This is a genomic window from Sandaracinus amylolyticus, from assembly GCF_021631985.1.
Taxonomy (GTDB): Bacteria; Myxococcota_A; Polyangia; order Polyangiales; family Sandaracinaceae; genus Sandaracinus; species Sandaracinus amylolyticus_A.
Window position 1 is genome coordinate 4811788 of record NZ_CP070225.1, and the last position, 15977, is coordinate 4827764.

A 15977-nucleotide genomic window follows, 5' to 3' on the forward strand; every position below is an offset into this window, starting at 1 on the left:
TCGACCGGCTGCATACCCGGGGCTCATCGGGAGGCAGTCGGTCATGGACGCAGGCGCGAGCTTCGAGGGCACGCTCGATCATCAGCTCGACGTGAGGGTGCTGCGGTTCCGCAGCCGACCCGACTCGGAGGAGCCCGCGCTGCTCGCGCTCGAGCTGGTGTCGGCGGGACGCACCCACGACGCGCTCGAGATCGTCGACGCGGCGCTCGCGGCCGATCCCGACGACGTCGATCTGCTGCTCGGCTGCGGCGTGGCCGCGGTGCGCACGGGACAGCTCACGTTCGCGCAGCTCGTGCTCACGCGGGCCGCGAAGAAGGCACCGGAGTGGGCCGAGCCGCTGCGCTGGCTCGCGATGGTGCTCTCGATGCGCGGCCGCGAGGAGCGCGCGGCCGAGGTGGCACGGCGCGCGATCGCCGCGGGCGCGACCGACGACGCGACGCGCGAGCTGGTGCGACGCCACGAGCGACGCGTCGCGCTCGACGCGCGCCTCGCACGATTCCGCGACGATCCCGAGCACGAAGAGCCCGCGCTGCTCGCGCAGGCGCTGCTCGACGACGATCGCGAGGCCGAGGCGCTCGAGGTGATCGCGACGGCGCTCGGGCGCGAGGAGGATGCGGACGTGCTGGTCGTCGAGGCGCGCGCTCGCCGCGCCCGGCACGAGGACGCGCGCGCCGAAGACGCGCTGCGCCGCGCGATCGCGCTCGCGCCCGACTGGAGCGAGCCCGCGCGGCTGCTCGGCACGATGCTCGCGGATCGCGGGGCACTTCTCGAGGCGCTCCCGATCGTCGAGCACGCGCTGGCGCGCAACCTCGACGACACCACGCTGGTCGCGCTGCTCGGACGCATCGAGGACCAGATGCGCGAGGCCGGCATCTCGCGTCCCGAGCTCGCCGACGCGCACCTCGACGATCTGCTCTCGACGCTCGATCGCATCGATCCGATCGGCGACGAGACGCGCCGCGCGATCGCGCCGAGCGAGCCCGTTCGGAAGCGCACCGGCTGGCTCCCGCGCATCGCCCGCCGCTTCTTCGGCATGCCCGACCCCTCGGCACCGAGCGCCCGCCCGATCGCCCGCGCGTGATCGCGCACGCCGCGCGTTTCCGTCGCAAGAGGAGCGCGTGATAACGTCGGCCTCGTGACGTCTCGCTCTTTTCTTTCCGCAGTCCTCGCATCGCTCGCTCTCCTCCTCGCCGTGTCCGCCGCCGGCTGTGCCACCGGCAACGACGACGACAACGGCCGCGACGGCGGTACACGCGACGGATCGATCACGCGCCCCGACGGCGAGGTGCCCACCGACACGGTGTGCGGCAGCGGGGGCAACGCGTGCTGCGCGGGGCGCACCTGCGAGCTCGGCCTCCGCTGCGGGAGCGGCGATCGCTGCTGCATCCAGCCCGGCGGTCCGAGCTGCGACTCGGCGGCCGATTGCTGTCGCGGCCTCTCGTGCGAGGGCGGCGCGTGCTGCACGCCGCGCACGGGAGCCTGCACCGGGTCCAGCGACTGCTGCACGGGGCTCGTCTGTTCACGCGCCGGGATCTGCGTGAGCCCGGAGACCGATCTCCCCGGCGAGGAGACCTGCGGCGGCGCGGGCGGCGACTGCTGCGACATGTTCACGTGTCGCTCCGGCCTCGTGTGCAGCGGCGGCACCTGCGGCGGCTGCGGCGACGCCGGCCAGGCGTGCTGCGATGGCATTGCCGGCTGCAACGGCTCGCTCGTGTGCGTCGGCGGGACCTGCACCAACGTCGATCCCGCGACCGCGTGCGGCAGCATCGATCGCGCGTGCTGCGACGATCGCGGCATGCCCGGTGGCGATCAGTGCGAAGGCGCGCTGCGCTGCGTCGGCGGCACGTGCCTGCGCCCCGACGACTGCGGCTTCGACGGCGCGCCGTGCTGCGCGCGCGGCCAGTGCGATCCCGACCTGATCTGCAACCGCACCACGAACCAGTGCGAGGCGATTCCCTCCGACTGCGGTCGCGACATGCAGATGTGCTGCGACACCGGCGGCACCGAGGGCAGCTGCGGTGGCGCGCTCAACTGCGAGTTCGGCGACTGCACGACCTGTCAGGGCCCGAGCCTCAGCTGCGTGCTCGGCGGTCTCCTTCCGAGCCAGCAGTGCTGCAACGGCGCGGTCTGTCGCCCGGCGCCGCTCCTTCCGCGCTGCTGCGTCGGTCAGGACCAGGAGTGCGAGAATTCGCTCGACTGCTGCGGCTTCATGCAGTGCCGCGACGGCACGTGTCAGTGCGGCCGGATGAACTCGTTCTGCATCGACAGCAGCGAGTGCTGCGACGGGCTCACCTGCCAGAGCTTCCTCTGCCAGCCCGAGGGCCCGATGTGCAAGGACCAGGGCGAGTCGTGCTCGATGAGCGGCGAGTGCTGCGACGGGCTCGCGTGCGGCAATCGCAGCACCGAAGCGGGCGCGTCGACCGCGTGCTGCGCGCAGGGCGGCACCGCGTGCGTCGACTCGACCGACTGCTGCGGCGCGATGCTGTGCGAGGACGGCGAGTGCCAGTGCGGCGGCGAGGACGTGCTCTGCCTCAACGACAGCGACTGCTGCGACGACCTCGTGTGCATCGCGGGCGCGTGCCGTGACGCGTCGGAGTGCCAGCGCGAGACCGTCGCGTGCAACCCCGAGTCGTCGCAGTGCTGCGGCGGCCTGGTGTGCCGCATCCCCGAGGTCGGCTCGACCGCGCCCGAGTGCTGCGTGACCGCGGCCGAGCGCTGCGTCGAGACGAGCGACTGCTGCGGTCGCATGGAGTGCGTCGACGGCGTCTGCGCGCCCCAGCGCGCCGGGCAGCCCTGCGCGACGAGCTTCGACTGCGCCGAGGGTCTCGGCTGCGTGTCGGGCAGCTGCACCGCGCCGAGCGCCCGCTGAGCGATCGTCCTCGCGCGCGTCGGGCCGTCGACGCGCGCGAGGGTGGTGACGAACGTTCGACACGTCGCGAGCGCGTCGTGATCGCGCGCTGCGACGGCGCGCCGCGGGGCACGGGCATCGCACCAGTCGCCGGCACGGAGGTGTGCCGTGAACGACGGGTGCGAGCTTCATCGACGAACGAGAACGCGGGGCGCAGCGCTCGCTGCGCTCGCGCTCTCGCTGGCATGCGTGAGCGCTCCAGCGCGCGCGCAGACGGGCGTGTCCGACGATCGCGTGGTGCTCCCCGACGGCCCGGGGTCGATCGAGGGCATCGGCGACAACGTCTCGGTCGACGGCAACATGGGCGCGATGAGCTACTCGATCCCGATCGAGGCTCCGCAGGGCTACGAGGGCATGACGCCCGAGCTCGCGCTCTCCTACAGCTCGAGCGCGGGCGCGGGGCTGCTCGGGGTCGGGTGGTCGATGCGCGTGCCCTCGATCGAGCGGCTCACGCTGCGCGGCCTGCCGCGCTACGTGGCGGACGACGAGTTCGCGGCGGACGGCGCGGAGCAGCTCGTGCGCGTCTCGCGCAGCGGCGACACCGCGGTCTATCGCGCGCGCTTCGAGCGCGGGTTCGTGCGCTACACGTGGCGCGCCGTCGGCGACGGGTCGGCGGGCTACTGGACGGCGGAGTACCCCGACGGACGCATCGGCTATTTCGGCGCGACCGCCGCCGGGACGTTGGTGCACGAGGCGCGGCTCGAGGCGCAGGACGGCGACACGTTCCGTTACCTGCTCGTCGAGATGGTCGACGTGCACGGCCACTCGATCCGCTACGAGTACGAGAAGACCGGCGTCACGCCGCTGCTGCGGCGCGTGGGCTGGGTGTTCGAGGCGGGCTCGGCGACGCCGCGCTACGCGATCGAGCTCGAGTACGAGGCGCGCCCCGATCCGATCAGCGACGCGCAGCCCGGCTTCGAGGAGCGCATCACCGAGCGGCTGTGGCTGGTGCGCGTGCGCTCGCGCGGCGAGGCGATCCGCGCGTACCGACTGACCTACGAGGACATGGCCGACAGCGGCGGGTTCTCGCGCGTCCGCACCGTCGAGCAGATCGGTCGTGACGGCGGCGTGTACCCGGTGGCGCATCGCTTCGGGTACTCGCGCTCGCTCGGCGGCGTCTGCGGCGAGGCGCGCTGCGATCGCCCGTTCGTCGTCGACATGGGCACGCTCTCGGGCGCCGCGGGCATCGGCACCGGCGACGCGACGCTCGTCGACATCAACGGCGACGCGCTGCCCGATCTCGTCGACAGCTCGCGCACCGGGCCGCACCGCTTCTACGTGAACGTGCTCGAGGGCGCGGGGCGCGCGCGCTTCGACTCCGCGAGCGTCGACAGCACGACGACCTCGCGCAGCGGCTTCGAGCTCTCGCAGCCCTACGTGAAGATCCTCGACGTCAACGGCGACGGCTTCGCGGATCTCGTCAACGCACGCACCGCGCAGGTGCGCTGCAACCACGCGAGCGGCGACTGGACGACCTCGGGCTGCGGCGTGCTGAGCGAGCAGGGCTTCACGCTCGAGGACGACGGCGTCGCGGGCGACGGCGACAGCGATCCGGTGCGCACGCGCTTCGTCGATCTCAACGGCGATCGCCGCATCGACATCCTTCGCACCAACGGCGCCACCGACGTGCAGGCGTGGCTCAACACCGGCAGCGGGTTCACCGCGCTCGCGGTGCAGCCGATCGGTCGCGTGTTCGACGGCGATCGCCTGCAGCTCGCGGACATGAACGGCGACGGGCTGCTCGATCCGGTCGTCGTCGAGGCGGGCACGGTGCGCTACCGGCTCGCGCTCGGATGGGGCCGCTGGGGTGACTGGGTGACGGTCGAGGGGCCGTCGATCGGCTCGGACTCGGCGATGAACGACACCGAGCTCCAGGACCTCAACGGCGACGGCCTCGACGATCTCGTGATCGTGCAGGGCTCGACCGTGCGCTACGCGATCAACCGCAACGCCGGGCGCTTCGATCCCTTCGTGACGATCGGCGCAGGCGACGTCGACGGTGGTCTCCCGGTGCGCGAGCCGACGACGACCGTGCTCTTCGCCGACATGAACGGCAGCGGCTCGCAGGACCCGGTGTGGGTCGGCGCGGACGGCCGCGTGCGCTTCCTCGAGCTCTTCCCGGTCCGCCCGAACCTCATGAGCCGGCTCGAGAACGGGCTCGGGCTCGTGCACGAGATCACCTACGGCACGAGCGTCGCGCACCAGGCCGCGAGCGAGACGCCGTGGCGCTACACGCTCCCCCACGCGATGCAGGTCGTCGATCGCACCGACACCTGGGTCACGCTGACCGGCGGCGACGACGGCGAGGGCCTGCACGAGGTCATCGAGAGCACGTACCGCGACGGGTTCTACGACGGCATCGAGAAGGCGTTCCGCGGGTTCGCGCGGGTCGAGCGCCGACTGCTCGCGGAGATGTCGCGCGACAGCCAGGAGCCCGCGCTGACGATCGAGGAGTACCTCGTCGAAGATCCGTACTTCACGGGGCTGCTCTCGCGTCGCGCCGTGCTGAGCGGGGATGATCTCCGCCCGCTGAGCGAGGAGCGCCACGAGTACGACGACTGCGAGGTCGCGCAGGTGCCGACGAGCGGTCTTCGCTTCGCGGTGCACCACGCGTGCGAGACGTCGGTCACGACGATCCGCCAGGAGGGCGCGGAGCCCGACGCGTGGGCGACGACGCGCGTGGAGTACGAGCGCAACGGCTACGGCCAGGTCGTCCGCACGACCGAGCACGGCGTCGCGCACATGGGCGCGCCCGAGTCGCCGGTCGCGTGCGGCGCGTGCGACGCGGACCTCGAAGGGACGTTCGGCGCGGCGTGCGGCGACGAGTGCAGCGGCGACGAGCGCATCGAGGTGCGCGAGCTGATCGAGCCGGGGCGCGCGACCGGCGATCGCTGGATCCTGGGGCGCGCGCACACGGTGCGTCGCTTCGCGCGCGAGGGCGGGCCGGCGACCGAGGAGCGCACGTACTACGACGGCTCGGACTTCGTCGGCCTCGCGCACGGCACGCTCGAGCTGGGCATGCCGACGCGCGTCACGTCGATGGTGCGCGAGGGCGAGACGGTCGACACCCAGCGCAACGCCTACGACGCGCACGGCAACGTGATCGCGACGCTCGATCCGCTCGGCGCGCCCGACGACGAGTCGGCGCACCGCCGCAGCTACACCTACGACGCGGCGGGCCTGCGCGTGCTGCGCGTCGAGGTCCACGTCGCGACGCCCGAGGGCGAGCCCTATCGGCTGCGCCAGGAGTACGCGTACGAGCCGGCGTTCGACAAGGTCGTCGAGTCGACCGCGTGGATGATCGACGGAGCGGGCGCGACCTCGCCGCGCAACCCGACCTACTACGCCTACGACGAGTTCGCGCGGGTGGTCGCGATCGCGAAGCCCGGCGACACGCTCGAGCGCCCGACGCTCGAGGTCACGTGGGAGCTCGACGCGCCCGCGAGCCGCATCGTGGTGCGCCAGCGCAGCGAGGCGGGCGGCGAGCTCGACATCGAGAGCGTGCAGTGCGCGGACGGACGCGGTCGCGTGTTCCTGGAGCGCACGCGCATCGCCGAGGGCGAGTGGATGGTGAACGGCTTCACCGAGCTGAACCGCCGCGGCGCCGAGGTCCGCATCTACCAGCCCTACACCGACTCGAGCGGCGCGTGCGCGTTCGAGCCTCCGACCGGCGTCGCGCACGTCGACGTGCAGTACGACGGCGCGCAGCGCGAGATCCTGCGCACGATGCCCGACGCGGCGCTCTATGGCAGCGCGTCGATCGTTCGGACCGAGCACCTCCCGCTCGCGACGATCACCCACGACGAGAACGACAGCGACGCGGAGAGCCCGCACCACGGGACGCCCGACGCCGTGCACGTCGACGGGCTCGATCGCCCCATCGCGATCGAGCGCGTGCTGCGCACCGAAGCGGGCCTCGAGCGCGCGGTGACGCGCCTCTTCTACGACGCGGCGGGCAGCCTCGCGGGCTACGTCGACGCGCTCGGCAACGTGAAGCGTCAGGACGTGGATCTGCTCGGGCGCGTGGTGCGCATCGAGGATCCCAACACCGGCGTCATCACGTTCGAGCACGACGCGGCGGGCAACGTGATCGCGCGCACCGATGCGCGCGGGATCACGGCGCGCACCGAGTACGACGGCGCGAACCGACCGCTCGTCTCGTTCGACGCGGACGAGCCCGAGGCGACGCGCATCGAGTACCGCTACGACCTGCCCGAGACGTGCGACGCGACGCGCTGCACGAACGCGGCGGCTCAGCTCGTCGAGGCGAGCTATCCGCTGCCCGCGGAGCTCGCGGAGCTCGTCGGCGGTGCGCGCGGCTTCGATCACGTGGGCTACGACGCGCGCGGGCGCGTCGGCTACGAGGCGCGCGTGCTCGGCGCGGCGCGCTTCGAGACGCGTACCCGCTTCGACGGAGTCGATCGCCCGGTCGAGACGGTGTTCCCCGACGGACAGCGGATGACGCGCCGGTTCGACGGAGCGTCGCGCCTCGTCGGGATCGACGGGCTGATCGAGCGCATCGAGCGCGACGCGCGCGGGCTCGTCGCGCGCATCGTGCGCGCGGACGGCAGCGAGGACTCGATGGAGTACGACGCGCTGATGCGCCTCGCGCGGCTCTCGAGCGTCGATGCGAGCGGCGGCGCGATGCAGGACTACGCGTACGACCGCGATCGCCACGGGCTGCTCCTCGGCATCGAGGACGGGGCCGAGCTGCCCTCGGGCTTCGCGAGCGCGAGCGCGCGATATGCCTACGACGCGTGGTACCGCCTCCGCGGCGCGGAGCTCGAGGCGGGCACCGAGCGCGCGGAGACGCTCGCGTGGACCTACGACGCGATCGACAACACGCTGAGCGCGGTCAGCAGCCTCGGCGCGACGAGCGTCGCGCACGTGGGCGACTACGAGTACGACCGTCCCGGCGTCGCGTCGCGCGCGGGTGAGCTCGTGATGGAGCACGACGTCGCGGGCTTCCTCACGCAGCGCGGCGAGCTCGGGCTCGCGTGGGACTTCCTCGGGCGCCTCGTGTCGGCGTCGCGCGAGGGCGAGCCGCGCGGCGTGTTCGCGTACGGCCCCGATCAGCGCCGCGTGGCGAAGATCGAGGACGGCGCGGTGACGATCTACGCGGGCGCGGACTTCGAGGTGCGCGACGGCGTGAGCCGCGTCTACGCGCGCATCGAGCGCGATCGCGTGGCGCGCGCGCAGAGCACCGCGATGGGCGTGTCGATCTACGGCGACCCGTCGGACGACGGCGAGGTCGACGCGGGCGACGCGTGGCTCGCGCGCGCCGAGCAGGCGAGCCGCGCGTCGCGCCACCACGCCGCGGCGCGACGCTTCCTGCACGAGGCGGCGCCGGAGCCGGTGCAGCTCTTCCACGATCACCTCGGCAGCCTCGCGGCGGCGACGCGCGAGGGTGAGCGCGTCGGGCTCCGTCGCTATCACGCGTTCGGCGAGATCCGCGCCGACGACGGCTTCGTCGACGAGCGCGGGTTCACGGGGCAGGAGCGCGACGCGAGCACCGGTCTCTCGGCGTTCGAGTGGCGCTACCTCGACACGCGCGCGGGCCGCTGGTCGAGCGCAGATCCCGCGTTCGAGAGCGTGACCGACGACGTCGTGCGCGTCTTCGAGGGCATCGGCCGCTACGGGTACGTCTCGGCGAACCCGATCAACGCGATCGACCCGACCGGCCTGATGTTCGAGCGGCTGACGTCGGCGTTCAACGCCGTCGCGCCCGACAACGCCGGCCCGCTCATGCGCGCGGTCACGAACGCCGCAGTCTCGCTCGCGTTCCACTACGCGCAGAACGACTCGACGACGGGCGCCGTGGTCTCGAGCCTGGTGGCGCTCGGCGGTACCGCCCTCGAGGCCCGGCAGAGCATGAAGGGCGGCGCGTCGATGGGCTCCGCGATCCTTCAGTCGACCGTCGGCACGGTCGGCGCGGTCGGAGGCGAGGCATTCGGCCTGTGGGAGGGCGCGAGCGAGGCCGTGCAGACGGTGCTCGCCGAGACGACGGGGTTCCTCGCCGACTTCGGCGGCGCGGTGCTCGGCAAGGCGTGGGACACGCCGCCCGGCGGCGCGAATCCGGTGCCGACGACCGACGTCGAGCAGGGCGGCGGCACCGAGCTGCAGATGGAGAACGACCCCGTCGAGACGAACGACTCGAACCCCACGCAGCAGTGACCCGCTCGCCGCTCGCGCGGCACACACCGCGACGCGCGCGATGCCCTCGAGGCGTCGCGCGCGTCGCGCGCTTCCGTCACCCGGCGTCGCGCGGGCTCGCCACGCCGATCGCGGTCGCGGTCGCCCACTCGCGATCCTCGCCGCACCGCGCGAGCCGCGTCACCGCGTCGAGCTCGCGCGCGGGCACCGCACGAGCGCGCGCGCAGTCGCACGCACAGGTCGTCACGAACGCGGCGTCGTCGACGGCGGTCACGCGATGCAGCGCGTCCGCAGGCGCCGCCATCGACTGCCCGCACCGCAGCGTGCGGCGCTCGTGCACGAAGCCGCCCTCGGCGTCGCGCGTCCAGCGCTCCTCCACGACCTCGCCCGCGACGACGTGGATCCACGCCGCGGTCTCGTCGTGTCGGTGCACCGCGCTCGACTGACCTCGGCGCAAGAACGTGGTCCGGAACGGCGTCGTCGCGTCGGCATCCCGCGACGCGCGCGCGCCCATCGATGCTCGTCTCGCCATGCACGATTCCGAGCACGCGCCGGCGCGCACGCGCAAGAAAGCGGCGCGTGTCGATCGCTCGACGCGCGTCGACGTCTCGACGCGGCGACGGCTCGCCGATCGCTGCGAGACCCGCGACGCGCGCGAGGCACGTGGCTCGCACTGGCGCTCGCCCGCCGAAAGGAGCGAGACGATGGCGACGCGATGGACCTGGGTTCGTAGGACGCTCTTGGCGCTGGCGATCGCGACGGGCTCGGCGTGCAGCGCCGAGCCATCGGAGTGCGCCGCCGGCACCGAGGACTGCCCGTGCGACGCGACGGGCTCGTGCGAGGGCGACCTCGTGTGCGCCGACCAGACGTGCCGCGCTCCGCGCGAGATCACGCTCGAGGTGGACGACGACGACGCGCGCGCGTGCGAGGTGCTCCTTCGCGACGGCTCGGGCGAGGTCGCGTCCGTGCGCTTCCCGCGCGCTGCGGGGGCCCACGTGCGCGAGGCACCGCGCACTTCGATCTCGTTCGCGGCGCACGACGACGCGCCGATCGAGCGCGGCGCCGTGCACGTCCAGGTGCTCGGCGAGGGCGACTTCACCGTCGAGCGCTCGCGCTGCTTCGACGGCTCGGGCGCCGAGATTCCGTCGGCGTCGGTCCGCATCGGCGGGTGAGGAGGAGGCCTGCGATGGACACGCGCACGAAGAGGGTGCCGCGCGCCGCGAGGCTCGCGGCCTGGCTGACGATGTCGATGCTCGCGCTCGTCGCGGGCTGCGAAGGGAGCGGCGGCGAAGCGCCCGGCGACGACGCCGGGCCCTGCGATCCCGGCGCCCTCGGCTGCGCGTGCGCACGCGGCGACGTGTGCGCCACGACCGAAGACGGCGAGGCGCTGCTCTGCGAAGAGGGCCTCTGCGTCGGCGCTCGCTGCGCGCCGGGCACCACCGCGTGCGTCTGCCGCGCAGGCACCGAGTGCGATGGTGAGGGCCTCGAGTGCCGCGACGGGATCTGCCGCGGCACCGGGTGCGTCGCCGGCCAGATGGGCTGCGAGTGCCTCGCGGGGAGCTGCGGCGGCGGCCTCTACTGCGACACGACGCTCGGCGGCGGCACGTGCGTCGACGCGACGGGCTATCCCGGCGGGCCCTGCCCCGAGATGGGCCTCTGCCGCGAGCAGAGTCGCTGCGACAGCGATCTCGACGTGTGCGTGCCTTGCTCGCCGGGCAGCCAGGGCTGCGTGCCGAGCGCGGGTCGCTGCAACGACGGCCTCCTGCTCGTCGCAGGGCGCTGCATCCCGCCCGAGCCCGGCGCGCCCGCGGACCCGCAGTGCTACACGCCGTGCCGCGGCGATCTCGTCGCCGAGGACGGCACGGTGCGTCGCTGCGGCGCCGATGGATTGCTCGACGGATGCGTGGGCGATCTCGTGTGCCAGGAGGGCTCGTGCGTCCCTCCCGGAAGCGCCGCGCCCACATGCGCCGTCGACGCCGACTGTCCCGGTCACCAGCGCTGCATCGCGGGCGGCTGCTACTACGACTGCGAGCGCGACGCGGAGTGCGGCGTCGGGCGCATCTGCCACCAGCACGCGTGCCGCGTGCCCTGCGCGTGGCCCGCGACCGCGGGAAGCGCGTGCCCCGAGGGCACGACGTGCGAGAGCCCGAGCGGCAGCGGCGGCGTGTGCATGCCGGTCACGCCGGTCGATCCCGACGCGCCCGAGCACACCGAGGTCGACGCGTCGTTCGCGCTCGACGTCGACACGCTCGTGCTCGGCGAGGGCGCAGGGCGCTTCCGCCTCGCACACGACGGTCACGCCCGCGAGACGTTCACGATCGAGCGCATCTCGCATCGCGCCTACGATCGCGACGGCGCGCTGATCGAAGAGGCCGCGGCCGACGATGCGCCGCTCGACTGGGTGGAGCTGCGCCACGGCGACACGCGCGCGCTCGCGGGCTCGCTCGAGGTCGTGATCGAGCCGGGATGCGACGTGACCACGTGCGTGCCGATCGAGATCCGCTCCGCGGCGCCGCCGACCGCGAGCTGGACGCGCTGGGAGGGCACGCTGCGCGTGCGACACGCGTCGCTCGGAGATCGCTACGTCTCGCTCGCATGGGCGCGCGGCCTCGACGGGCGCTGGTCGGGCACGATGTTCTACTTCGCGAGCTTCGGCGAGGGCGGCGTCGCCGCGTGGGCCGCGGGAGATCGCAGCCGCGCGACCGACGTCGAGAACGCGCTCGTGCAGCGCTGGGCCGCGTTCCGCAGCGGCCGCATGATGGGCGGCTTCCGCGAGCTGCAGGCGATGCTCACCGCCACGTCGAGCGAGTCGTGGCGCTGGCGCAGCACGCGCGACGCGTGCCTCGCGCTGCACCCCGACGGCCGCGGCGCTTGTTATCTGTTCGACGGCGACGCGTCGGGGATCCGCAGCTACGTGACGAACGAGCGCGAGGTCCCGGTGCCGACCGGCGTCACCGAGCTCCCCTTCGCAGTGAGTCTCCGGAGCGAGGGCGATCGCCTGCACCTGCGCGGGCGCGTCGAGAGCTCGTTCGCGCTGCACTACGCCGGTGATCCCGCGATGGAGATCGTGCTCGCCGGCGATCCCAACACGTGCGTGCCGGGCGTGAGCACCGACTGCGTCGCGTTCGTGTCCAGCATGAGCTCGGAGAGCGCGGTCGGCGGTCGCTACCTGCCGCGCACCGGGGCCTGCGCGAGCGGATTCGAGGCGCGCTCGTTCCCGTGGCTCGTCGCCGGGTTCCGCGAGGGCACGTTCCTCGACGAGAGCACCGGCGCGCCCTCGCGCACCGAGTGCCGCGACTCGCTGGTGCCCTTCACCGGCGCGAACGCCGCCGCACGCAGCGCGAGCCTCGCGGGCGCGAACCCGGTGCCCGACGGCCGCCCGCGCTGCCGCACGATGCGCGCGCTCGACGGCGCGCTCGTCGCGCGCGAGACGCTCTTCGTGCTGTTCGAGGAGCGCTTCCACGCGTGCGGTGACGTCGACGATCCCGATGCGTTCTCGGCCTACGGCTACATGCTGCTGGCGCGTCAGCCCGACGCGCTGCGCGCCGAGGACTTCCGCGGCCACGTGCTGCCCGCGTCGATCCCGGATCGCGCGAGCACGCTCGGCGTGTCGTGCGATCCCGACCTCGTGCTCGAGACGCTGGGCGCGCCGGTCTCGCTCGACGGCTCGTCGGGCACGCGCACCGCAGCGCTCGAGCTCGCGCAAGCGCTGCGCACCGGACGCGTCGGGAGCGGCAGCCCGATCCCGACGGCCGAGGTGCACTACTACTGCCAGGACACCGGCCTCGTCGACGGCGGGCCGAACGACGACGGCAGCGCGACCGCTTCGCGCGTGCCCTGCCCCGCCGGCTCGAACGTGACGTACTTCGCGTTCGACGCGGCCCCGACCGCCGCGGAGATCGCCGCGCTCGACTGCCAGTCGGGCTACGACGCCGCGGCGGGCACGCGCGGCACCTGCGGCCCGGTCGTCGACGCCTGGATCGCGGAAGGACGCGTCGTGCCCGAGCTCGTCTGGACCTGCGTCGACGGCGCGACGTGCAGCGCGAACCGCTCCGACCTGCGCGCCGGACGCGCGTTCTTCGAGCCCGGAGACGCGGTGTTCATGCCGCTCGACGCGGCGATCGAGGACGCCTTCCGGTACAAGCTGCGCTTCCAGTCGCCCGACGGGCGCAGCGTCGGGTTCGCGCCGGTGGTCTGCGATCCGAGCTCGGATCTCACGCCCTACTGCTACGAGCCCGAGGCCATCGAGGCGCTGCGCGAGCGCGTCGACTGCATGGCCGCGATCTACCGCACATACGGCGCGACCACGATCGACCCGCGCATGACCGCGCTGCGCGAGGCGCTCTCGCGCAGCTTCGGCGCGAGCGAGATCCACGACCCGCGGCAGAGCTCGCCGCTGCTCGTCGAGGGCTTCGAGCGCCTCTACGCGGAGCTGCTGATCATGCTCGCCGACGACGCGCTCACCAACGCGTACCGCTCGCGCTTCGACTCCGCGGCGACGCGCGGCGCGAGCTTCGAGGGCTCGCGCTTCGAGCCGAACGGCATCGATCTCAGCGGCGTCGCCGGCTACGAGATGCGCTCGCTCTACCAGGCGGCGCAGTACTACCAGCTCGCGCTCGACCGCTTCTACGACCTCGAGCGCGTGCTCGTCGTCGCGATGGCGCGCGGCGATGCCGGCACCGCGGCCGACGACGTCGTGACGCCCGGCACCGTCACCTACTACCTCGAGCGCCTGATCCGCGGCGCCGCCCAGAAGTCGCGCGCGTGGGCGGAGATCGCGCGGCGCTACCACCGCCTGCACCGCGCCGATCTCGCGCGGCACGTGCTCGAGCGCGCGTACGCCGGCAGCTACCTCGAGTCGGTCGCGATCGCGCGCTTCATGCAGCGCATCGCGGAGCAGGTCGACGCCGCGCACGCGCCGCAGATGCAGCTGGCGCTCGACGACGCGATGCGGCGCTACCGGGTCGCGATGACCGACATGCGGCAGGTGCACGAGACGCTCACCGACGACGTGACGTACTTCGGCTTCCCCGCCGACTACGTGCCGTTCCCGGTGCGCGCCGACAACGACTTCCGCGCGGGCAACGCGTTCGAGGACGTGCTGCGCACCACGCTCGAGTTCGTCGCGGAGGCGCGCGGGCACGAGGAGACCGCGATCGGCTCGAGCCGCGCGTTCGACACCGACGCAGCGTCGTTCCAGGCCGAGCTCGTGCGCCTGCAGCGCAGCTACGAGGAGCGCCTCGCACCGATCTGCGGCTACCTCACCGGCGACGACGGACGCACCTACCCCGCGATCACCCGCTACGCGTCACGCGACGACGACGCCGCCTCGTTCGGCGATCCCTGCGGCCGCATGGGCAACGGCGAGATCCACGACCAGCTGCTGCGGCTCGAGCAGCTCGCATCGCAGCGCCAGCTCCTCGCCACGCGCTTCGCCCACATCCAGGAGGAGATGAGCGACGAGGCCGAGCGCGTCGACAGCCACTGCGAGCTGCTCGAGGGCATCGCGGACTTCGAGTACCGACAGGGCGAGCGCACGCTGAGCCTGCAGGATCAGGTGCGGAGCATGAGCCTCGCGATGTCGACGCTCGATCGCGCGCTCTCCACGCTGCACGGGATCCTGGGCTTCGCGGCGCAGGACAAGGGCAAGCCCTTCGCGATCGGCTACGGCATCGCTGCGGTCATCGCGAACTCGGCGGTGCTCGGGCTGCAGGCCGGCGTGAACGCGACCGAGCACGAGATCGCCGAGATCCAGCTCGAGACCGCGCGCTGGCGCACCGTCCAGCAGTGCGAGTCGATCCGCATCGACTCCGAGGTGCTGATGCGCGCGAAGCTGCGCCAGCTCGTCGAGCTCCGGCTCGAGACGGAGCAGCTCCACCTCCAGATCGCGCTCTCGGAGGCGGAGCTGCGCCGCGCGGTGCTCCAGGCACAGCGCGTCCAGCAAGAGCTCGCGGAGGCAGAGCAGCTCGCGATCCGCGTCGAGTCGGCGCGCAACGATCCGAACGTGAGGCTCTATCGCAACGACGCGATCCTCAACGCGGATCGCTCGTTCGAGCTCGCGGCGCAGCACGCGTACCGCGCCACGCGCGTCTTCGAGTACTACGCGAGCCGCAGCTATCCCGGGCTCGAGCGGCTCTTCCAGATCCGCATGGTCTCGCGCGGCGAGGACAACCTCGAGCGCTACATGGCGGATCTGCGGCACCACTACCTGCTCTTCGAAGAGGAGGTGCGCGCCCCGGCCAACCGCGTCGAGCGGCTCTCGCTGATGGACGACATCCTCGGCATCCCGCTGCTCCGCGAGGACGGCACGCCGTACTCGCAGCGCGAGCGCGAGGACATGCTGCACGAGCGGCTCACCGACGCGTCCATGCTCGACGCGAACGGTCACCTCTCGATCGCGTTCCGCACGAGCACCGACGAGCTCTCGCCCTGCACGCGCAACCACAAGATCAACTTCATCGAGGTGGCGATCCAGGGCTCGGGGCTCGGCGACGACGAGGCGAGCGTGAACGTCTGGCAGGAGGGCACCGGCGTGATCGAGAGCTTCGGCGGAGGCGCGCAGTACTACCGCCTGCCGCCCGCGCTCTCGATCGTCCAGGCGTACTTCGGGCGCAACAACACGGTGTTCGACCCCGTCGTCTACCGGCGCTTCGAGCTGCGCGAGCGACCCTTCGTCAACACGCAGTGGAGGCTGGTGCTCGACCAGCGACACGACCGCGACAACCAGGACATCGACCTGCGGCAGATCACGGACGTGTACCTCTACGTCTACTACACGGACTTCACCGACCCCGGCGCCTGCACCGCGCGCTGACCGCGCGTGCTCGACCTCACGACGCCCCGGAGCGCCCACGCGGCCTCCGGGGCGTCGTGCGTCCGACGTCACGGCGTCGTGCGTCGAGGCTTCGACACGTCG

The 15977-nt window shown here is 72.9% G+C and carries 6 protein-coding genes; 5 read left to right on the plus strand and 1 reads right to left on the minus strand.

Annotation, left to right across the window (positions count from 1 at the left end; all coding sequences use genetic code 11):
- The first annotated feature begins 43 nt into the window (after window positions 1–43).
- The 3 genes from I5071_RS20320 to I5071_RS20330 all read left to right on the plus strand — a co-directional run bounded on the left by I5071_RS20320 (window position 44) and on the right by I5071_RS20330 (window position 9082).
- Window positions 44–1081: a tetratricopeptide repeat protein gene (locus I5071_RS20320; protein ID WP_236607148.1), complete on the plus strand. Its 1038-nt coding sequence runs from the start codon at window positions 44–46 to the stop codon at window positions 1079–1081.
- Window positions 1082–1192: 111 nt separating this feature from the next.
- Entirely contained in the window at window positions 1193–2869 is a 1677-nt protein-coding gene (locus I5071_RS20325) for a hypothetical protein (RefSeq protein ID WP_236607149.1), read from the plus strand.
- A 258-nt stretch (window positions 2870–3127) separates the two neighbouring features.
- Complete coding sequence (locus I5071_RS20330) at window positions 3128–9082, plus strand: SpvB/TcaC N-terminal domain-containing protein (protein WP_236607150.1); 5955 nt, start codon at window positions 3128–3130, stop codon at window positions 9080–9082.
- Window positions 9083–9158: 76 nt separating this feature from the next.
- Here I5071_RS20330 and I5071_RS20335 read toward each other — a convergent pair whose 3' ends face one another.
- Complete coding sequence (locus I5071_RS20335; RefSeq protein WP_236607151.1) at window positions 9159–9593, minus strand: hypothetical protein; 435 nt, start codon at window positions 9591–9593, stop codon at window positions 9159–9161.
- Here I5071_RS20335 and I5071_RS20340 point away from each other — a divergent pair.
- Both I5071_RS20340 and I5071_RS20345 read left to right on the plus strand, forming a co-directional pair.
- Window positions 9592–10233, plus strand: a complete 642-nt coding sequence (locus I5071_RS20340; protein ID WP_236607152.1) for a hypothetical protein — start codon at window positions 9592–9594, stop codon at window positions 10231–10233. The two genes, I5071_RS20335 and I5071_RS20340, sit on opposite strands and share 2 nt — an antisense overlap.
- Window positions 10234–10247: 14 nt before the next feature.
- A complete protein-coding gene (locus I5071_RS20345) occupies window positions 10248–15875 on the plus strand; it encodes a WAP domain-containing protein (protein ID WP_236607153.1) in 5628 nt (1875 codons plus the stop codon).
- The last annotated feature ends 102 nt before the right edge of the window (window positions 15876–15977 follow it).

Bases quoted from the DNA above. Each gene is read 5' to 3' on its own strand.
- I5071_RS20320 (WP_236607148.1), top strand. From the start codon at position 44: ATGGACGCAGGCGCGAGCTTCGAGGGCACGCTCGATCATCAGCTCGAC.
- I5071_RS20340 (WP_236607152.1), top strand. From the start codon at position 9,592: ATGCACGATTCCGAGCACGCGCCGGCGCGCACGCGCAAGAAAGCGGCG.
- I5071_RS20335 (WP_236607151.1), bottom strand. From the start codon at position 9,593: ATGGCGAGACGAGCATCGATGGGCGCGCGCGCGTCGCGGGATGCCGAC.
- I5071_RS20345 (WP_236607153.1), top strand. From the start codon at position 10,248: ATGGACACGCGCACGAAGAGGGTGCCGCGCGCCGCGAGGCTCGCGGCC.